The following is a 20,496-nucleotide window of genomic DNA, read 5'->3' on the forward strand; positions in this document are numbered from 1 at the left end:
TGAGAGAGGACCTGGCGATGTTTTGGAGCGGTTAGTGCCTAATAGAGTCCCGACCGATGTGTAAGACCAGAGATATGTAGCGTTACTAGAGTAGTGTGGTAGTGTAAGAAGTGGTAATATAAAATAGTTTTAAGTTAATTTAAGATAGTTGTAGTATACAATTAGACTGAATTTCTATAAAAGGAGAGGTGAGGAGGATGGCGCAAAATAAGTATCGCGTTACATTCATTTCGCCGAGTGAGATTGAGCAGCGGACTGTAATGGCGGCGAATAGTTTGCCAGATTTAATTCGTAAAGTAGAAAGTATTATTGCAGATCCAAACGGTTATTTTGTAAATGATAAAAAAAATAATTGTTATTTTAAAGTGATTAAAGAAAATGTTACGTTTATTCAATATGAGTTACTATTTTCGGATAAGGAAATTCATATTGAAAAATTAAAACATATAGCACCGGTGGTATTAAAACGATTATTCGAAAAAATAAATGACCCGGAATTATATGCACTTGCGCTACTTGATGTTGATATAGCAACGAAAGAATATGTGCTAGCAGAAATGAATTCTGAGTTGAGAATAAGAGTAGAGACCGAGCTTTCGAAAAAATGGGAAGCAATGCCGACGGAAGTTGTAGGAGCACAAGAAGTGTTATTAGAGGCACTTGCTTCGTTTATACAAGATTAATTGTTTTTTTATAAAATGAATCGTTCGACTATCTATATTTTTTATATAGGTAGTTGACTTTTTCGCTTTTATAAAGCTTAATAATTAGATATACGGAATTAATGGAAGGGGAGCGACACCTTTATGTCACAAGCACAAAGTATTTTATTAGAAAGCGGAACAAATGAATTAGAGATTGTTACGTACACTGTTGGTGAAAACCTATTTAGTATTAATGTAATGAAAGTACGTGAAATCATTAATCCATTCCCTGTTACAACTGTGCCAGAATCTCATCATGCAGTTGAAGGTGTTGTTCAAGTACGTGGTGAAATTTTACCTGTTATTAACTTGGCAATGGCTCTTAATTTAAAGTCAACAAAGCCACTTGATCAAACGAAATTTATCATCTCAGAATTAAACCAAATGAAAGTTATTTTCCGCGTTGATGAAGTGCATCGTATTCAACGTATTTCGTGGGAACAAATTGATGAACCAGCTTCATTATCTATGGGACTAGAAGAAACGACATCTGGTATTGTAAAACTAGATGGCAAAATCATCTTACTATTAGATTATGAAAAAATTGTATGTGAAATTAGCGGCACTGGTTATGACAATAAATCAATTGCAGGGTTAGAACAAAAAACAGATCGGGCTGAAAAAGTAATTTATATTGCAGAAGATTCAGCGATGCTTCGTCAAATATTAGAAGAAACATTATCATCAGCTGGATATACGAAAATGAACTTCTTCAGCAATGGTGCAGAAGCGTTAGCGCAAATTGAAAAATTAGCGAAAGAGCAAGGCGAAAAAATGTTTGAACATATTCACCTGCTAATTACGGATATTGAAATGCCAAAAATGGATGGACATCATTTAACAAAAGTAGTTAAGGATAGTGAAGTAATGAATCGTTTACCAGTCATTATTTTCTCTTCATTAATTACAAATGAATTATTCCATAAAGGTGAAGCTGTAGGAGCAAATGCTCAAGTAAGTAAGCCAGATATTCAAGAGTTAATTGGTTTAGTTGATAAGTTAGTGTTGTAAGAAAAAAGCTTTTTTAGCTGGAATAGAGGAACTAGCTATGTGTGGCAGCGGTCAGTGCCTAATAGAGACTCATACGATGTAAGACTAGAGATATGGAGTGTTTTTTAGGTAAATGGGACGAGAGAGCCGCCGAGATAGTTTTAGAAGAAGCGAGACTTCGGTTGAGGATTTGAAGACTGGGTTTATAACTCTATTCTGTTAAAGAGAGGAAGGAATTAGCCATATGTAGCATTGGCTAATTCCTTTTTGGTATTCTATACTCTAACCTGGCAGAAAAATGAAAGGTTTCTAAGATGTTTGGCGCTGTATGTATGAAAAAATCTTCAAATGAAGATTTTTAATTTGAAAATATAAGCAAACGTATTTTCGAGGGTTATTTTAGTAACATTTCGTGGTAACGCAAATTTTTTCGGTGAAAAAATATTCAAAATACCATATAATATAATTAAATGTAATTAATATGCAATTTTACATATTAATAAAAAAACATTTTCCAAATTTTTATACTTTCTATACATTTTTGTATGTTTATTATTTGACAGATAATTTCGAACTGTTATAATATGGATATGTAAAAATTGCTATTTTCTTAAAAGACATGGGAGTCAGATGAGAATTGTGAAAGGATGAGGGGGAGTGGCACAGATTATGTATCACCACACAGCAATTAATGTATTAGGTCTTTTACAAAACATGTCAAATAATAAAATGAACGATGTGCAACTAGAGGTGGAATTTAAAAAAATAGAAAAAGAATTCCAAGTAAAGTATGAAGAATTACTTGATTTACATAATAGAATGGTATTATTTCAAATAGATATAGAAAAAAATGGCGGGATGCGAGCGTACGAAAAATCAGCAATTACATGGCTGAAATCTGAACTAGAGCTACTGTATGAAGTGTATCAATTTTGTCAGCGTCACGGTTTAAACATTTTAAATATTTCAAAATACGTAAGTAAAAATGAACTAAATCTTTTTCAAAAAACAGAAAGTCAATTGCAAAATACGTATTATAAATTGAAAAAACGTGAAATACCGTTTGAAAATATCGAAAAACAAAAACCAGGACGAAAGCGAAAATATATACCAGTAAAAGAGACAATTGTTGCAGGAAAACAAGAAAACGAGTACGAATTAAAAGAAGAAATCCAGCATAAAGAGGATGACAAAAATCTTGTAACAGTTATATCTGGTATCGTTGATAACTTTGAAACAATTAATCAGTGTAGTGAAAGAAAAGAAGACGAACTACATCAGTTTATGGAAGGTATTTATAAGCTTTCTAGCATGGCAGCAGGGCGTTCTAGAGAAGCGAAGAATACACGTAGTCTAGAAGGTGAATTGCAGTCGTTACAACTAGAAAATGAAAGGCTAAAACGAGAGAAAGAAGAGCTTGTACAAGATATTAAAGGCATGACGCAGCTTTTAATTCATTTCATTACAAGTTCTGATATCGATCAAATTCGTAAATTACCAACTTTCGTACAAGATTGTAAAATGGAATTACATAAACTAGGGCTATATAATGCACAAGACGGTAAAATGAAAATTATGGTTGATCGTAGCGGACAAGTTATGACCGTAACACAGTAATAAAATTTGGGTACAAAATAAAAGGGAGATACATAGTTTATATGTATTTCCCTTTTATTTTGTATGGAATCGTTCCAAAGAAGGAAGATGAATTTTTACGATTGTAGTAGTTTAGAAACCATTTGCGGAATTTGGTTCGCTTGTGAAACCATACTAAGGGAAACTTCAGTTAACAATTTGAACTTTAAAAAATCACTCATCTCCTGTGCCATATCTGCATCTTCAACTTGAGATGCAGTATCTGTTAACGCCATACTTTGGCTATTTAAATTTTCAATATTGAACTGTAAACGATTTATCATAGTACCAAGGTCGGCACGATGAAGTAATACATTTTGTAAAGCCTCTTCAATTTTAAGAATCGCCGCTCTTGCTTCTTGTTCTGTTGAAATCTTGATGTCATGTTGTGTAGGGGAAGGGGGAATATGTTTCGTCATATTTATTGTATGACCGATATCGTCTAATGTAATAGGGCGGTTTTGAACGTCAAATACGGATAAATCATTAAACTCAGTCGTCTCGCCAATATAGCCAATTTTTTCTGTTAAAGATTGAAACTCTGTATTCAGTGAATCACGGTTTTCATTTGAATTTGTACCGTTCGCAGATTGAATGGCTAAATCACGCATGTGCTGCAAAATATTCGTCACAGTTTGAAGTGCAGATTCCGCTGTACGAAGCATTGATATCGCATCCTCATTATTACGAATCGCCACACGCATACGAGTCACAATTGCAATATTAGCGGGATTATCCGAAGAGTTATTCAACTTCTTACCAGTCGCCAAATACTCCATCGCAACATTCATACGCTTCTCATTCGCATACAATGACTGCCTAGCATTCATACTCAAAACATACGTACCAATACGCATAATAGACACCCCTTATAGATTGATATAGTTAGTATCTTTTAATCTAATAAACAGTTATGGAAGGATAGAGGGGCTTATGCTTATTTACTGTTTGTGTTTTAACATAAGAGGGGATCAAGATAAGCACTGACCGCTTCTATGCACCGCAGATGCTTTCTTTCACATAAAAAAGAAGGTTTTATAAATCATCTATCTATATAGAAAAAATAAACCTCTCCGCAAGCAGAGAGGTTTATTCAAGAAACTAACTCAAATGGCTTATTGTAATAATTTAGAAACCATTTGTGGAGTTTGGTTTGCTTGAGAAAGCATGCTGATACCAGCTTCGTTCAAGATTTTGAACTTAGTCATTTCAGACATTTCTTTCGCCATGTCAGCGTCTTCGATTTGAGAAGCAGCTGAAGCCATAGAAGAAGATTGGCTCTTAAGGTTGTTTACGTTAAAGTCTAGACGGTTTAATGTAGCACCTAGAGTTGCACGGTTGTCAGCAACTTTTGTAAGGGCAGCGTCAATTGCTGCAATTGCACTAGATGCATTTGAAGTTTCAAGTTTTGCACCAGCAGCAGGTGCTGTGAATGCAGCTCCAATTGCTTTAGCATTGTCTACAGTTTTGTCGTTTTCAAAAGTTGTAATTTTTTCGTTAATAGCCTTAACGTCATCACTTGACATGAAATCTTTTACTTTTTCAAATGCTTTTTTAAATTCTCCTACTTTAGTTTCGGCATCTGTTGCATCGTCTGCCAATCCAGTTAGGTTTCCTTTAGCAGTATTTGCACCTGTACGGTCTAAATCAGCAAGTGTTTTTTCAGTTTTTCCGTTAATTTGTAAATTATTAAGTTTTAATTCGTTAGTAGAAACATCTGATAATTTGATATTAATTTGTTTTCCAGTATCAGCATCATCTAATGTTTGAATTGCGATAGATTCTTTAGAACCATCTAGTAATTTTTGATCGTTGAATTCAGTATTTTTAGAAATGTAGTCAATTTGATCTTTTAATGCAGTAAATTCTTTGTCTAGTGCTGCTTGGTTTCCATCAGTATTCGTACCATTCGCAGATTGGTTAGCAAGGTCACGCATACGAAGTAAGATGTTAGATACTGAGTTCATTGCTGAGTCAGCTGTACGGATTAAAGACATACCGTCTTGTGTGTTGTTAGCTGCAACACCTAATCCGCTTTCACGAGCACGCATACGAGTTGCGATTGCAAGACCTGCTGCATCGTCAGAAGCGTTGTTGATACGTTTACCGCTTGATAAACGGTCCATAGCGTTGCTCATTTTTGCTTGGTTTTGGCGCATGTACTCTTGAGTACGCATGCTGTTAATGTTTGTATTAATTCTCATGTTAAGAAACCCCCATTTTTTTATATTGACTTTTCTGCAAATTGAAAAACGGTAATATGCGAAAAAATCAATTTCGAGATTTATTGTAATCCTTGCCACAACGGGTGTCAACTAAAAATTCGAATTAATAAATATAAAAAAATAACAGTTTAACAATATATTCATTTTTTTATTACATAATTATTAAAAGGATTATTGCAAACTTTAAAAAAAAACTCTAATATTAGATTATCTTTGTTTACCGAAAAGGTGATATTATGATAGTTGGAAATATAGTAAAAGAAGTGCTTGCATATAAGAAAGGGCAAATTCAGCAAAAGCTAAGTAGTCCACAAGCATTCGTTAGTAGTCGTTTTCAAGAGAAGTTGCAGAGTGAGCCTGCGAAGGAGACGAAGGCTACTACGCAGCCGGCAAACATAGAAGATATGAGTCAGCCGGTACAATCTACGAAAATAGAAGCGGTTGTTAATAAGCCGGTAGAAACTATTAATAAAGTAGAGGAAGCGAGTAAGCCTGAAGAAAAGGCTGAAACGAAGAAAGCAGATGAAGTGCAAGTTGCGCAAAAAGAGTTTGAACGACGTTTCCCAGAAACGAAAAATGAGGCTGCTGATACGTGGGAATTAACGAAGAAGTATAATATTCAAAAAATACGTTCTTCTAATGAAGGGAAGTATGAGGATATTATTGATCGTGTAAGTCGTACATATGGAATTCCAAAAACGTTAATTCAAAAAATGATTGAAGTAGAGTCTAATTTTAATCCGAAAACGGTGTCACACGCAGGTGCGATGGGACTTATGCAGCTTATGCCAGCGAATGTGAAGGAGATGGGTGTGAAGAATCCCTTTTCACCAGCTGAAAGTATTGAAGGTGGCGTGAAAGAGTTAAGCGGTTATTTAAAGAAAAATAACGGCGACTTAGTATTGGCACTTGCTTCTTATAATGCTGGTCCTGGCAATGTGAGAAAGTACGGAGGCGTACCGCCATTTAAAGAAACGCAAGGATATATTAAAAAAATATTAAATATCGACGTTTCAAAATAAGAAGTTTCATATAGAGAGAACATGAAATTTTCGTGAACATGATATGGGAGTTGGCTAGATTTGAAATTACAAGATGATATTCCGTTAACAATTTATTTTGAAATCGGAAATACGAAAAAGAAAATTGAAGATCTGCTTCATATTACGAAAGGTACATTGTATCGTCTTGAAAATTCAACGAAAAATACGGTGCGTCTTATGCTTGAGAATGAAGAGATTGGAACCGGAAAGATTTTGACGAAGAATGGGAAGATGTACGTTGAAATCGTTGAATTGAAAAGGTAGGGAAGGGGATTGTCATGAGTGGCGAAAAATTAAGCCAAGAGCAAATTGATGCCCTGCTGAAGGCGGTAAATGAAGGCGAGGAAATGCCAGCTTTCGCACAAGAAGCAGGAAAGCAAGAGAAATTTCAAGAGTATGATTTTAATAGACCAGAGAAGTTCGGTGTTGAGCATTTACGTAGTTTGCAAGCGATTGCTTCTACGTTTGGAAAACAGACGTCACAGACGTTATCAGCGCGCATGCGTATTCCAATTGAACTAGAGCCTTCAACAGTTGAGCAAGTTCCATTTACGAGTGAGTATGTGGAGAAAATGCCGAAAGATTATTATTTATATTGCGTGATTGATCTCGGTTTACCAGAGCTTGGAGAAATTGTTATTGAGATTGATTTAGCATTCGTTATTTATATTCATGAATGTTGGCTTGGCGGAGATAGTAAGCGTAACTTTACGATGCGCAGACCGTTAACAGCGTTTGAGTTTTTAACGCTTGATAATATATTCTTGCTTCTTTGTAAAAATTTAGAGCAATCATTTGAAAGTGTTGTTGCGATTGAACCAAAATTTGTAACGACGGAAACAGATCCGAATGCATTAAAGATTACGACAGCGAGCGATATAATTTCATTACTTAACGTAAATATGAAAACAGATTTCTGGAATACGACGGTGCGTATCGGGATTCCGTTCTTATCTGTTGAAGAAATTATGGATAAGTTAACGTCTGAAAATATTGTCGAACATTCTTCGGACAAACGTAGGAAGTATACGTCTGAAGTGGAAGTGAAAGTAAATCAAGTGTACAAACCTGTTCACGTTGCAATTGGTGAGCAGAAAATGACAATGAGTGAGATTGAACAAATTGAAGAAGGCGATATTATTCCGCTTCATACGAAAGTTTCGGATGAATTACTTGGTTATGTAGATGGAAAGCATAAATTTAATTGTTTTATTGGAAAAGATGGAACGCGTAAGGCGCTCCTATTTAAAAGTTTTGTAGAGTAGGAGGATCCATATGAAGCATGAAGTATCTCCCGTGTCATTAATGGGATTAGAAGATTTTGCAGGAAAGCGGAATGAAGCAGGTAAAGCACATATTGATACTGTTTCAGATATTTCGATTGAACTTGGTGTAAAGCTTGGAAAGTCATCTATTACACTTGGTGATGTAAAGCAGTTAAAAGTTGGCGATGTTCTGGAAGTAGAGAAAAACTTAGGACATAAAGTAGATGTGTATTTAAGTAATATGAAAGTCGGCATCGGTGAAGCAATCGTAATGGACGAGAAATTCGGTATTATCATTTCTGAAATTGAAGCTGACAAGAAACAGGCGGCGCTTATGAAAGCGCAAAGTCAAATGCAAGATAAAGAGTAGAGGAGGAGTCATATGTCGTATATGACGACCTTATTTCAAGTCGTTTTACTGTTTGGTGCGCTCGGTTATGGTGCATATTATATGACAAAAAAGACGCGCAAACAGCAGTTTTTTAAGCAGGGTGAAAATGGCCATATTCAAGTAAAAGACGGCGTGTATTTAAATCATCAAACGAGTGCCTTTTTATTTGAAGTGGACGGAAAGCAAGTGTTCACTGTTATTAGTAATAACGGTGTACAGTCTGTGCAATTAACCGGAACAGGAAATCAGTTTCAACAAGCACTAGAAGACGCGGTGAAGACTGAAACGAAAAAAGTAGAGGATCCATCATGAGAATAAAGAAACAGTTATTATTATTAGCCGTTATTTTCGTATTTTCTATCGTTTTTTCAATTATTTTTGTAAATCCAGCGTATGCGGCCCCGAACGGTTTTATTAATTTCGAAAATGGAAAAGAGTTTACGAGTAATTCAAGTGTACAACTATTTGCGCTCGTTACCCTTTTATCATTATCTTCTTCTATCGTTCTATTATTTACACATTTTACTTATTTTATGATCGTTCTTGGGATTACACGTCAAGGACTTGGGGTAATGAATTTACCACCAAACCAAGTGCTTGTTGGACTTGCATTATTTTTATCACTCTTTACGATGCAGCCTGTACTCGGGCAACTGAAGAGCGATGTGTGGGATCCGATGACGAAAGAGAAAATAACAGTAAGTCAAGCTGCGGAAACGACAGCTCCTATTATGAAAGAATATATGTCAAAGCATACGTATAAGCATGATTTGAAAATGATGCTGAAAGTACGCGGAGAAGAGTTGCCGAAAGATTTGAAAGATCTTTCCTTATTTACACTCGTACCATCCTTTACGTTAACGCAAATTCAAAAAGGTTTACTAACAGGGATGTTCATTTATTTAGCGTTTGTATTTATAGATTTGATTATTAGTACACTTTTAATGTACCTCGGGATGATGATGGTACCGCCGATGATTTTAAGTTTACCGTTTAAAATACTCGTTTTCGTATATTTAGGTGGATATACAAAAATTGTCGATATTATGTTTAAGACGGTCGCCTGAAGCGCTTGATGCTATGTGATAGGAGTCATATAAATGAATACGTCACCAATTATAGATATTTTCCAAACCTTTTTTTATAAAGGGGTTATGATTTTAATGCCGATTGCCGTTGTAAGTCTGATTGTCGTTATTATTATCGCGGTTATTATGGCGATGATGCAAATTCAAGAGCAAACGCTGACGTTTTTACCGAAAATGGCGAGTATTGTGCTCGTTATTATCATTTTAGGTCCGTGGATGTTCCAAGAGTTAACGATGCTTATTTTAGATTTATTTGATAAAATCCCATCGCTATTGCGTTCGTACTAAGATAGGTGAACTGAAATGAATATGGAATTATGGGCGGCGACGTTTTTTGCGTTTTGTCGCATTACTTCATTTTTATATTTTTTACCGTTTTTCTCAGGCCGATCCATTCCACCGATGGCAAAGGTTACATTTGGACTTGCTCTTTCAATTACAGTGGCCGATCAAGTGGATGTCTCTCACATCAAGACAGTTTGGGACGTTGCAGCTTATGCAGCAACGCAAATTGTAATTGGTTTATCACTTTCAAAAATTGTAGAGATGCTGTGGAACATTCCGAAAATGGCAGGGCATATTTTAGACTTTGATATCGGTTTATCACAAGCAAGTTTGTTTGATGTAAATGCGGGCTCACAGTCTACTTTACTATCAACCATTTTTGATATATTTTTTCTCATTATTTTTATTTCACTTGGCGGCATTAACTATTTCGTTGCCACGATTTTAAAGTCGTTTCAATATACAGAGGCGATTTCAAAATTGTTGACGACTAGTTTTTTAGATAGTCTACTCGCAACGTTATTATTTGCGATCACATCAGCGGTTGAAATTGCTCTGCCGCTTATGGGAAGTTTATTCATCATTAACTTTGTTCTTATTTTAATTGCAAAAAATGCTCCACAATTAAACGTTTTTATGAATGCATACGTAATTAAAATTACATGTGGTATTTTGTTTATTGCGATGAGTGTACCGATGCTCGGTTATGTGTTTAAAAATATGACGGATGTATTACTTGAAGAGTATACGAAACTATTTAACTTTTTCTTAACGAAGTAGGGGGACGCGCATGGCAAAGGATAATAAAACAGAAAAGGCCACCCCGCAGAAGCGTAAAAAATCGCGTGAAGAAGGGAATATTGCCCGAAGTAAAGATTTAAATAATTTATTTTCCATTCTCGTATTAGCAGTTGTCGTTTACTTTTTCGGAGATTGGCTAGGGTTTGAGATTGCGAATTCCGTAGCGGTGCTGTTTGATCAAATTGGAAAAAATACAGATTCAACCGAGTATTTTTATTTAATGGGGATTTTATTACTGAAAGTATCGGCTCCGATATTAATACTCGTATATGCTTTTCATTTATTCAATTATATGATTCAAGTCGGCTTCCTATTTTCTTCTAAAGTCATTAAACCGAAAGCGTCACGTATTAATCCGAAAAACTATTTTACGAGATTGTTTAGTCGTAAAAGTTTAGTAGATATTTTGAAATCACTGTTTTATATGGGATTAATCGGTTACGTTTCGTACGTTCTCTTTAAAAAGAATTTAGAGAAAATCGTCAGTATGATTGGATTTAACTGGACAGCGTCACTTACTGAAATTATTAGCCAAATTAAATTTATCTTTTTAGCCATTTTAATTATTTTAATCGTTCTTTCTATTATTGATTTCATTTATCAAAAATGGGAGTACGAACAAGATATTAAGATGAAAAAAGAAGAAGTGAAACAAGAGCATAAAGATAATGAAGGGGACCCGCAAGTAAAGGGGAAACGAAAAAACTTTATGCATGCGATCTTGCAAGGGACAATCGCGAAGAAGATGGATGGTGCAACGTTTATTGTGAACAACCCGACGCATATTTCAGTGGTGCTTCGGTACAATAAACAAGTTGATGCGGCGCCTATTGTCGTTGCAAAAGGGGAAGATGAGCTCGCATTATATATACGAACACTTGCCCGTGAACAAGAAATACCAATGGTGGAAAACCGTCCGCTTGCTCGTTCTTTATATTATCAAGTCGAGGAAGATGAGACGATTCCTGAAGATTTATACGTAGCTGTAATTGAAGTTATGCGCTATTTAATTCAGACGAATGAACTTGAAGTATAATAGCGCGTTTGGAGGAGATCTCTTTGTTTAAGATAGATTCTGCAAGAACCTATTTTTCTATCTTTTTAGCAGCGTCATTCGTAGTGGCGCTCTTAATTCCACTTCCACCATTTATACTTGATATCATTATCGTTTTTCTACTAAGTATGTCAGTACTTATTTATATGCGAGCGACAAGTATTAACGAGTGGGATGAATTAAAGTCATTTCCGACGATGTTGTTATTAATCGGGATTTTCCGCGTATCGATTAACGTTTCGACGACGCGAGCGATTTTGACAGACGGAAATGCCGGTCATGTTATTGAAGAGTTCGGCCAGTTCGTAATTGGCGGAAACTTATTAATTGGTATCGTTATTTTTACAGTATTAATCATATTCCAGTTTATCGTTGCAAACGGTGCATCTCGTACAGCTGAAGTAGCAGCTCGTTTTACACTTGATTCTTTACCAGGGAAACAAATGTCTATCGATGCTGATTTAAACCAGCGTATTATTTCAGAAAAAGATGCACAGACAAAACGTAAAAAATTAAATATGGAAACAGAGTTTTACGGAGCGATGGATGGTGCCGGGAAGTTCATTAAAGGGGACGTTATTTTCGGGATTGTCATTTTATTCGTAAACATTATTTTCGGTTTAATTGTCGGAATGATGCAGCAAGGAATGAGCTTTGCAGATGCAGCTCTTCATTATACACAGTTAACTGTCGGTGACGGAATCGTAAACCAAATCGGTTCGTTAATGCTTGCAATTTCAACAGGTATTATCGTAACGCGTGTATTTGACGGCTCACCGGATACAGTAACAGAAGGTATCTTTAAAGAGTTATTAGCACATGAAGTCGTTGTATATGCACTTGGTGGTTTATTTATTGCAATGGGTATTTTTACTCCGCTACCGTTTTTACCATTCGCACTCGTTGGTGGAACGATTATCTTCTTAGGCATTCGTAATAAAAATCGAATAAAGAAAGAAAAAGAAGACGAGCTTCAAAAAGAATTAGAAATGATTCAAGGCGAAGATGAGCAACTGCAACAAGTGGAAGATTCATTCGGAGTATTTACGGATAAATATCCGATTATTGTAGAACTCGGTTTAGATTTAGCAGCACTTGTAAAGCAGAAAATTAACGGGGAAACAGCTCGTGATAAAGTTGTTCTTATGCGGAAGTCGATTATTACTGACCTTGGTATTAACGTTCCTGGAATTAACTTTAAAGATAATACGAGCTTTAGACCACGTGGTCGTTACATTATTCGTATTAAAGGTGCGAAGGCGGCTGAAGGTGTTTTAAAATCAGGTTATTTATTAGCACTAAAAACACCGAACGTAATGGCTGACTTAGATGCAGAACCAGCGAAAGATCCAATTTTCGGCGAAGATGGATATTGGATTTTAGAGCATATGGTGCAAGATGCACAAATGAAAGGCTATCAAGTGTTAGAGCCACTTAGCATATTAATTACACATTTAGATGTTGTCGTAAGGCGTAATCTGCATGAATTAATTCAGCGCCAACATGTAAAAGACTTAATTAACTCGCTTGAAAATGATAATGGCGTTCTATTAGAAGAGATTAAGAAGAAAGAAATTGATTTATCACTCGTTCAAAATGTTATTAAACAACTTCTAAAAGAAGGTATTTCTATTCGTGATTTACCAACAATTATTGAAGGTATTATTGACGGAAAAGAAGTGTATCAAAATCACGTTGATGGTGTGACATCATTTGTTCGTGAATGTATTTCAAAAGTTATTTGTGAAAATGCGAAAAATCCGGACGGAAAAATTTATGCAGCGCTCTTCTCTGATTCAATTGAGTTAGATGCGGATGTTGTGAATAATTCATATCAAGGTTACTTGTTAAACTGGGATTTAGATTTAGAAACACGTGTCGTTGAGCAAGTGCAGCGCGTCTTTAAGCAAGCACGTTTAATGGGAAGAGAACCAGTGTTATTAACACGTAGAAAAGATTTTAGATTTGCAATTGTAAGACTGCTAGAACGTTATCAAGTAGAAGCACAAGTACTTTGTATTAGCGAATTAGCACCAGAAATTGTTGTGGATCAAATTGCCTATATTGAATAGTAGGGGGTGAAGTAATGGAAAGTACAGAAAAGAAAGAAGCGTTAATGCGAATAAAAGCAGCTTCGAAAAATGAATTGTATCGAAAGTTATTTGACCAATATGGTACAGATTATTATTACGTTGTCGATGAAAGTGTAAAACGAAATATACCGTTTTTTTGGAAAAAGGATTATGAAATGTTAGTCGCTTTTCCAGAAGAAAAACAGGAAGAAGTGAATGAAGGTACAGCTCAATTTCATGAACAGTTAATGGATGTTGTGAATGATCCTTCAGAACAAATTGTGAAGGCGAATGGAATTCAATCAGTACTGCACAATTTAGAAAACGTAACGACTTCTATGTCATACGCGGCAATGCAAACAGGAAATAGTGAAGAATGGGCAAGAAAAAAAGAAAAACTATTAAAGCTGTTTGAAAAAGGAATTGTCGTGGTGAAACAGACGAAAGAAACGGAAGTACCGAAAAAGAAAAAAGTTGTGAAACAAGTCGTTCCGGTAAAGAAAGAAGAAGTAGTTCCAAAGAAAGAAAGTCAAGAATCTGTACCGTTTATTATTCAAAAGGTAATTCGGATGCTAGAACAAAACGATGTGGAACAATATTTCATTTATGCATATGCTGAAAAGTTAAAAATAAAGTTTGAAAATGCAACGATGATTACGGAAGAAGAAGTTATTAGGTACATATTGGAAGATATGAAATCTCATTTCAATACGGAAAACGTCTTTGAAAAAGAAGTACAAACAATTGCATTAATCGGTCCAACTGGTGTTGGTAAAACGACGACGCTTGCGAAAATGGCATGGCAATTTCACGGTAAGAAAAAAACAGTTGGTTTTATAACGACAGATCATTCGCGCATAGGGACAGTGCAGCAATTGCAAGATAACGTAAAGACAATTGGATCGGAAGTAATTGCTGTGCGTGATGAAGCTGCAATGACAAGAGCGCTTACGTATTTTAAAGAAGAAGCGCGCGTCGATTATATTTTAATTGATACAGCCGGAAAAAATTATCGTACGTCAGAAACAGTAGAAGAAATGATTGAAACGATGGGACAAGTAGAACCAGATTATATTTGTTTAACGTTATCAGCTTCGATGAAAAGTAAAGATATGATTGAAATCATTACAAACTTTAAAGATATTCATATAGATGGTATTGTGTTTACAAAATTTGATGAAACAGCAAGTAGTGGTGAATTGTTGAAAATTCCAGCAGTATCATCAGCTCCTATTGTATTAATGACAGACGGCCAAGACATAAGGAAAAATATACATATCGCTACAGCTGAACATTTAGCGAAACAAATGTTACAAACATCGTAGAAAAGAGGTGAAGAATAAGGCGCTTGCCTTATTCAAACGAATATGAACGGTCTTTATATAGGTTCTATGGGTATGATGAACTACATGCAGCGAATTAATGTTCATTCGAATAACGTTGCAAATGCTCAAACGACAGGATTTAAAGCAGAAAATATGACGTCTAAAGTATTTGATGTACAAGACACATATCGCCGCGGAGATGGGGCAGTAACAAATATAGGTTCGGTCGATTACGCTGTAGTACCAGCCGCAACACACGTGAATTTAGTACAAGGAAACATACAAATGACAAATAGTGCTACAGATTTCTTTTTAGATGACGGCGCGGCCGGCACAGCATCATTTTTTGTTACTTCTAAAAATGATGAAACGTTTTTAACGAGAGATGGTAGTTTCACATTAAATAGTGATCGTTATTTACAAACATCTTCAGGTGCTTATGTTATGGATGTCAATAATGAGCGTATTCGTATTCCGGAAGGAGCAAAGGTTGCTGTACAAGCAGACGGTACATTATATGATGAAGTAACACAAAATAATATTGCTCGTTTGCAAACAAAAACAGTAGATGCAGAAACGAATGCTCGTCTCGTACAACGTGAAAATAAAAGCTTTACACTAGCAGAAGGAAACATTGCTAATTTACCGAACGGAACAGGAATAGTAAAAAATCATATGCTAGAAAATTCAAATGTAGATATGACGAAAGAGATGGCCGATCTTATGACGGATCAAAAGATGATTCAAGCATCACAGCGCGTTATGACGTCATTTGATAAAATTTATGAAAAAGAAGCGAATGAAATATTGAGATAAAGGACTTCCAAAAGTGGGAGTCTTTTTTGTTATTGCTTTTATTACAGTTACATCATAAAATGATAATGATTATCAATATCATTTTATCTATTTTCATAATGACAGCAATATTTGTTTAACTAAGTGAATTAAAAACAAGGGGATGGTGTATATATGTCTACAAAGAATCAACTTTGCATTGGATTATGTTTAATTTCTAGAAAGAAAGAAGATGGGAATGAGTTTAATTCCGGAATTGATGAACAAGTAGAGTTGGCACTACAGGCAGAAAAGGCTAAGTTAGATTTTGTTTTTAAAGCCGATTATTTAGTGGCGCACCCAGATTTAATTGCTCGTAATAAAGGGAGTGTCATTTTAGACCCGACGTTACTGTTTACTGCTATTGCTTATGCGACAGAAAAAATTGGAGTCGTTACAACTGCTTCAACTTCGTTTTATCCACCATATATATTAGCAAGGCAATTACAATCGTTACACTGGATTAGTAACGGCCGAGTAGGGTGGAATATTGTTACATCCATTGACGGTGCTGAAAACTTTGGTGAGGAAGGGATGCCATCATCTGAGGAACGATACGCGAAAGCGGCAGAATGTACAGAGTTAGTAAGAAAACTTTGGAGGAGTCACCCTAATGAAGTATTGAAAGTAGATAATCCTGATGTTATTAGAGAGATGGTAAAGCCTATTGAGCATAATGGTGAGTACTTTAAGGTAAAAGGTCCACTTAATATTCCGCAGCATATATCAGGAGAAATGCCATTATTTCAAGCCGGTGCTTCAGAGTCTGGTCGGAATTTTGCTGCTTCTGTTGCTGATGCAATTTTTGCCGCAACGCCTGATATAGAGTCAGGAATTGAACTTCGTCAAGATTTAAGAAGAAGAGCAGAACAGCATGGCCGCAAGCAAGATGCTATACGTGTATTACCTGGATTATATTTCTTTATAGGTGATACATATGAAGAAGCGTTAGAAATGCATAGGCAAGCTCATCAACATCTCACAAAAGAGAAGAGATATACGTTACTTGAAATGGTTCTCGGATTAGATGCGAGAGGGATTCCGCTAGAAAGTAAAATTACGGAAGAGATGCTGCCAAGTCGGGATCAAACTGTACGTAGTAAAACTCATGCCGAGTTATTACGGAACTTCATTATTAAAAATGAACCAACAGTTGAACAAATACTAGAACGACCAGAAGTTGTTGGATCGGCTCATTGGGTTGCGGTTGGTACACCAAAAGACGTTGCGAAGCAAATTATGGATAGGTTTGAGGCAGGGGCGTTAGATGGATTTATTGCTATTCCAGGAGGACCTCCAAAGTCACTAGATCTATTCTTTAGTGAAGTCATTCCTTTATTTGTGAAGGCGGGTGTATTTAGGGAAGAGTATACAGGTTGTACTTTACGGGAGCATTTGGCGGGGAACATATTAAATACTTTACAGTTAAAATAAATAATAGTATGTAGAAAAAAGCCTTATTGTAAAAGGCTTTTTTTGTTTAAAATTAAAAATTCTGAAATATAAGTTGACTGTATGAATGTTATTTTTTATATTAGTAGGTATAACTATAACTACTAAAGAGGTGAGAGTATGACAACGGCATTATATTTAGAAGATGCATACAAAACGAGTTGCGAAACAGAAGTGATAAAAGTAGAAGGGAATAAAGTATTTCTAAAAGAAACAGTTTTTTATCCAACTGGTGGAGGGCAGGAATGTGATACGGGTGTCATTGTACAAGATGGGTCTGTATTTGAAGTTGAAAAAGTAAAGAGGGAGCAGGGAGAAATAGTTCACTATATAAAAGATGAAGCTCAAGTAAAATTAGGTCCAGTTAAATTAGAGATTAATTGGGAAAGACGTCATAATTTAATGCGTCATCACTCTTTACTGCATCTTATCGGAGCTGTTGTTTATGAAAAGTATGGAGCACTATGCACCGGAAACCAAATTTATCCTGATAAAGCCCGTATCGATTTTAATGAGTTACAAGAGTTATCGAGCGTGGAAGTAGAAGAAATTGTTGAGGAAGTGAATAAACTTATTGAGCAAAATAAAGAAATTTCCACTCGCTATATGAGCCGCGAAGAAGCAGAAAATGCTGTAGGAATGATTAAAACAGCAATAAATCTCCTGCCAACTACTATCCAAGAAATCCGCATTGTTACAATTGAAAATTTAGACGAACAAGCTTGTGGAGGCACACATGTGAAAAATACGAGTGAAATAGGAACACTTGTTATTGATAAAGTAAAAAGTAAAGGGAAGCAAAATCGTCGTTTTGAAGTAAGGGCGATTTAGATTGTGAGGGGTTACCGATGGATGAAATTATAAAGGAATTACAAAAGTTAGGATTTTCCCAGTATGAATGTAAAGCGTATATTGGATTATTAAAACACTCCCCAGTAACAGGCTATGAAGTGAGTAAACAAACAGGAGTACCTCGTTCTATGATTTACGAGGTACTCGGTAAGTTAATGGATAAAGGAGCGGTGCATATTGTACCTTCTGAACCAGTTAAATATGTACCAGTACCAGCTACCGAATTAATGAATCGAATGCGAAAAGACTTTGAAAAGTCCTTTGAATTTTTAGATGAGAAACTAAATTGTTTAGAACAAGAGCGACAAATAGATGTAATTTCGCATATTCGCTCAAATGATCGTGTTTTAAAAGAAATATGCAATATAATTAATAGGGCAAAGGAAGAATTATGGATTTCTGTATGGGAAGATCAAGTGCATGAAATTGAGCCATACATTCATCAAAAGGAAGAGGAAGGCGTACATATATTTTCAATCTTATTTGGAGCTCCAGAAACAAAAATAGGAGCGACGTTTCATCATAATTATATGACGCCCCACGTTGTTGAAAAGAGAATGGGTGGTCATTTAACTGTTATTGCTCGTGATGGAGAGGAAGTATTAATTGCGAACTTCTCAAATGATAGCACTTCATGGGCCGTTACAACGTATGACCCAGCGCTAGTTCTCGTTGCGACAGAGTATGTACGGCACGATATTATGGTTGAAGAAATCACAAAGGAATTTGGAGCTGATAAGTTAGATACGTTATGGCGTGAAAATATAGATTTAGTTCATGTCGTAACAGGAAAACGAACTTTAGAAGGAATGGAGGATGATAGAGATGAGTAAAGCTCAGGCACATGTAGCTTTGCAGAGCGATGATACATTTCAGCAAGGAGTAAAAGATTGTTTACCAACTGTATTTGGTTATTTGAGCATCGGTATAGCAGCTGGTGTAATTGCAAAAACAGCAGGTTTTTCTATCATTGAAATTGCATTTATGTCCACTTTAATTTATGCAGGTTCTGCCCAATTTATATTAGCTGGTATGTATGCAGCCGGTGCTCCTGCTTCCGCAATTATTTTTACTGTATTTTTTGTTAATTTACGCCATTTATTAATGAGTGCTGCCCTCGCACCGTACTTTACGAAACTACCTCTATTAAAAAACGTCATTATCGGTTCTCAAATTACAGATGAAACTTTCGGCGTTGCAGTGCAGCATGCAGCGCAAAAAGGATATTTGGGTGAAAGATGGATGATTGGGCTTAACGTAACAGCGTATTTAAATTGGATACTTGCTACTATTATTGGCGGGCTATTTGGTGAGTGGATACCAGACCCGCATACATATGGGATGGATTATGCATTACCAGCGATGTTTATCGGGTTATTTGTACTTCAGCTCATAAGTAGTAAGCCAAAGCTAGCAATTCATTTAAGTGTTGCAATTGTAGCGATTATTATCGCATACGTTTCACACCTATTTATGCCAGATAGTATAGCGGTTATTATCGCAACATTACTAGCTGCGACGATTGGAGTGGTGATTGAAAAATGGAAATGAGATTAGATGTATTATTACTTTTACTAGCAGCAGGAGCTGTTACACTCGTGCCACGTATTTTACCTCTACTCGTATTTAGCAAACTACAAATTCCTGACTGGGGTTTAAAATGGTTAAATTACATACCAATTGCGATATTAGCAGCGCTTTTAGCACAAGTTTTATTTATGCATGAGACGATGCAGTGGGATTATCTTATTACAGCAATTCCAACATTTCTTGTTGCAATATATACTCGTAGTTTATTAGGTACAGTATTAACGGGAGTGGTTGTGATTATTTTGTTACGTTTCTTTTTCTAAAAAGGATTACGCTCATATAATAGCGAAAAGTGTAATAACATGAAAAATATAGGGGTGGTGTTATGATACTTTTAACGATAGGAGCAATTTTGTTAACGTTGTTTATTTTCTTTATTCTCGGTTTTATTACATTTATGATGTTTGTTGATAAGGCGACGCCTCAAATATATTATACACCTTGTGAATCAGTGACAGTGAAAGCTAAAGGTAAACATAGAAGGAAGAAAAGTTGAAAGTTGGCTTTTCTTCCTTCTTCTATTACATCCCCGAAAGAACTAACAACAACAGCCCAAATAGAAAACTAATAAAGGAAAGAAAACCAATACATATCGAGAACACACGATTATTTCTCCATTCGTGCCAAAAAGCGATAAATCCTAAAATACAAAGGAAAAACCAAATGGGCAGGAATATGAACTCGCTAACTTTCTCGGGGAGTAACGAATAAAAAGTTGTTACATATAAAATCCAATTTGTAAAAAATAAAATGCAAATGATAATAGATTGTAAGTAGGGGCGGTTGAAAAATCTCCCTTTTTTTACGGTTTTAAAAATGATAGTTAGCGCTGAGATAAAGGCAATGAGTATGAAAATAAGTAAGAGTAATGTCAGCGTCATTTTGAGTCT

At 35.7% G+C, this 20,496-nt stretch carries 23 protein-coding genes and 1 pseudogene; 21 read left to right on the top strand and 3 right to left on the bottom strand.

The genetic code is table 11. From position 1 onward, the window contains the following. The first annotated feature begins 197 nt into the window (after nucleotides 1-197). The 3 genes from N2V79_RS08535 to N2V79_RS08545 all read left to right on the top strand — a co-directional run bounded on the left by N2V79_RS08535 (nucleotide 198) and on the right by N2V79_RS08545 (nucleotide 3,311). Nucleotides 198-683: a hypothetical protein gene (locus N2V79_RS08535; protein ID WP_063546972.1), complete on the top strand. Its 486-nt coding sequence runs from the start codon at nucleotides 198-200 to the stop codon at nucleotides 681-683. Between the two features lie 123 nt (nucleotides 684-806). Then, a complete protein-coding gene (locus N2V79_RS08540; protein WP_000075943.1) occupies nucleotides 807-1,715 on the top strand; it encodes a chemotaxis protein in 909 nt (302 codons plus the stop codon). 648 nt (nucleotides 1,716-2,363) lie between these two features. Beyond that, nucleotides 2,364-3,311 carry a DNA-binding domain-containing protein gene (locus tag N2V79_RS08545; protein WP_065228572.1) on the top strand — a complete coding sequence of 316 codons (948 nt, stop codon included), beginning with the start codon at nucleotides 2,364-2,366 and terminating at the stop codon, nucleotides 3,309-3,311. Between the two features lie 95 nt (nucleotides 3,312-3,406). On the opposite strand, the gene N2V79_RS08550 is transcribed toward N2V79_RS08545, so the two are convergent. Next, nucleotides 3,407-4,186: a flagellin N-terminal helical domain-containing protein gene (locus tag N2V79_RS08550; RefSeq protein ID WP_340719774.1), complete on the bottom strand. Its 780-nt coding sequence runs from the start codon at nucleotides 4,184-4,186 to the stop codon at nucleotides 3,407-3,409. A 258-nt stretch (nucleotides 4,187-4,444) separates the two neighbouring features. Then, nucleotides 4,445-5,533 (bottom strand): flagellin N-terminal helical domain-containing protein, encoded by a 1,089-nt coding sequence (locus N2V79_RS08555; RefSeq protein WP_098447243.1) that lies wholly within the window; start codon nucleotides 5,531-5,533, stop codon nucleotides 4,445-4,447. A gap of 425 nt (nucleotides 5,534-5,958) precedes the next feature. Between N2V79_RS08555 and N2V79_RS08560 the strand changes: the two are divergent. From N2V79_RS08560 to N2V79_RS08645, 18 genes and pseudogenes are all read left to right on the top strand, one after another. Further along, nucleotides 5,959-6,555: pseudogene (locus N2V79_RS08560) on the top strand (lytic transglycosylase domain-containing protein); the annotation flags it as partial. 81 nt (nucleotides 6,556-6,636) lie between these two features. Then, nucleotides 6,637-6,861 carry a flagellar motor switch protein FliN gene (locus N2V79_RS08565; RefSeq protein ID WP_000775712.1) on the top strand — a complete coding sequence of 75 codons (225 nt, stop codon included), beginning with the start codon at nucleotides 6,637-6,639 and terminating at the stop codon, nucleotides 6,859-6,861. Nucleotides 6,862-6,875: 14 nt separating this feature from the next. Next, nucleotides 6,876-7,862 carry a flagellar motor switch protein FliM gene (fliM, locus tag N2V79_RS08570; protein WP_000012361.1) on the top strand — a complete coding sequence of 329 codons (987 nt, stop codon included), beginning with the start codon at nucleotides 6,876-6,878 and terminating at the stop codon, nucleotides 7,860-7,862. Between the two features lie 10 nt (nucleotides 7,863-7,872). Continuing rightward, nucleotides 7,873-8,232 (top strand): flagellar motor switch protein FliN, encoded by a 360-nt coding sequence (fliN, locus tag N2V79_RS08575; RefSeq protein WP_000680010.1) that lies wholly within the window; start codon nucleotides 7,873-7,875, stop codon nucleotides 8,230-8,232. A gap of 12 nt (nucleotides 8,233-8,244) precedes the next feature. Beyond that, nucleotides 8,245-8,565 (top strand): hypothetical protein, encoded by a 321-nt coding sequence (locus tag N2V79_RS08580; RefSeq protein ID WP_000121178.1) that lies wholly within the window; start codon nucleotides 8,245-8,247, stop codon nucleotides 8,563-8,565. Beyond that, the gene (locus N2V79_RS08585; RefSeq protein WP_065228575.1) at nucleotides 8,562-9,320 is read left to right on the top strand and encodes a flagellar type III secretion system pore protein FliP; all 759 of its coding nucleotides are present in this window, start codon (nucleotides 8,562-8,564) and stop codon (nucleotides 9,318-9,320) included. Before N2V79_RS08580 ends, N2V79_RS08585 begins: the two co-directional genes overlap by 4 nt. Before the next feature lie 33 nt (nucleotides 9,321-9,353). Beyond that, nucleotides 9,354-9,629 (top strand): flagellar biosynthetic protein FliQ, encoded by a 276-nt coding sequence (locus N2V79_RS08590; protein WP_001098080.1) that lies wholly within the window; start codon nucleotides 9,354-9,356, stop codon nucleotides 9,627-9,629. Nucleotides 9,630-9,644: 15 nt separating this feature from the next. Further along, nucleotides 9,645-10,406, top strand: a complete 762-nt coding sequence (locus N2V79_RS08595) for a flagellar biosynthetic protein FliR (protein ID WP_340719775.1) — start codon at nucleotides 9,645-9,647, stop codon at nucleotides 10,404-10,406. 10 nt (nucleotides 10,407-10,416) lie between these two features. Further along, nucleotides 10,417-11,463, top strand: coding sequence for a flagellar type III secretion system protein FlhB (gene flhB, locus N2V79_RS08600; RefSeq protein ID WP_340719776.1), 1,047 nt, complete (start codon nucleotides 10,417-10,419; stop codon nucleotides 11,461-11,463). A 23-nt stretch (nucleotides 11,464-11,486) separates the two neighbouring features. Continuing rightward, nucleotides 11,487-13,553: a flagellar biosynthesis protein FlhA gene (gene flhA / locus N2V79_RS08605; RefSeq protein ID WP_340719777.1), complete on the top strand. Its 2,067-nt coding sequence runs from the start codon at nucleotides 11,487-11,489 to the stop codon at nucleotides 13,551-13,553. A 14-nt stretch (nucleotides 13,554-13,567) separates the two neighbouring features. Further along, complete coding sequence (gene flhF / locus N2V79_RS08610) at nucleotides 13,568-14,878, top strand: flagellar biosynthesis protein FlhF (RefSeq protein WP_097961848.1); 1,311 nt, start codon at nucleotides 13,568-13,570, stop codon at nucleotides 14,876-14,878. A gap of 42 nt (nucleotides 14,879-14,920) precedes the next feature. Continuing rightward, nucleotides 14,921-15,694, top strand: coding sequence for a flagellar basal-body rod protein FlgG (locus tag N2V79_RS08615; RefSeq protein WP_078401710.1), 774 nt, complete (start codon nucleotides 14,921-14,923; stop codon nucleotides 15,692-15,694). Between the two features lie 153 nt (nucleotides 15,695-15,847). Beyond that, complete coding sequence (locus tag N2V79_RS08620; RefSeq protein ID WP_098834543.1) at nucleotides 15,848-17,146, top strand: NtaA/DmoA family FMN-dependent monooxygenase; 1,299 nt, start codon at nucleotides 15,848-15,850, stop codon at nucleotides 17,144-17,146. A 138-nt stretch (nucleotides 17,147-17,284) separates the two neighbouring features. Beyond that, nucleotides 17,285-17,995 carry an alanyl-tRNA editing protein gene (locus tag N2V79_RS08625; protein WP_000205375.1) on the top strand — a complete coding sequence of 237 codons (711 nt, stop codon included), beginning with the start codon at nucleotides 17,285-17,287 and terminating at the stop codon, nucleotides 17,993-17,995. Nucleotides 17,996-18,012: 17 nt separating this feature from the next. Next, entirely contained in the window at nucleotides 18,013-18,849 is an 837-nt protein-coding gene (locus N2V79_RS08630) for a TrmB family transcriptional regulator (RefSeq protein WP_016513054.1), read from the top strand. Then, complete coding sequence (locus N2V79_RS08635; protein WP_000030489.1) at nucleotides 18,842-19,567, top strand: AzlC family ABC transporter permease; 726 nt, start codon at nucleotides 18,842-18,844, stop codon at nucleotides 19,565-19,567. The genes N2V79_RS08630 and N2V79_RS08635 overlap by 8 nt, the downstream gene beginning before the upstream one ends. Continuing rightward, the gene (locus N2V79_RS08640; RefSeq protein WP_023521614.1) at nucleotides 19,558-19,869 is read left to right on the top strand and encodes an AzlD domain-containing protein; all 312 of its coding nucleotides are present in this window, start codon (nucleotides 19,558-19,560) and stop codon (nucleotides 19,867-19,869) included. The genes N2V79_RS08635 and N2V79_RS08640 overlap by 10 nt, the downstream gene beginning before the upstream one ends. A gap of 62 nt (nucleotides 19,870-19,931) precedes the next feature. Then, nucleotides 19,932-20,102 (top strand): DUF3951 domain-containing protein, encoded by a 171-nt coding sequence (locus tag N2V79_RS08645; protein WP_000602245.1) that lies wholly within the window; start codon nucleotides 19,932-19,934, stop codon nucleotides 20,100-20,102. A 25-nt stretch (nucleotides 20,103-20,127) separates the two neighbouring features. Here N2V79_RS08645 and N2V79_RS08650 read toward each other — a convergent pair whose 3' ends face one another. Then, entirely contained in the window at nucleotides 20,128-20,487 is a 360-nt protein-coding gene (locus N2V79_RS08650) for a hypothetical protein (RefSeq protein WP_080681727.1), read from the bottom strand. Nucleotides 20,488-20,496: the final 9 nt, after the last annotated feature.

Source organism: Bacillus sp. CH_70 (genome assembly GCF_038007045.1).
In the GTDB taxonomy this organism is placed as follows: Bacteria; Bacillota; Bacilli; order Bacillales; family Bacillaceae_G; genus Bacillus_A; species Bacillus_A cereus.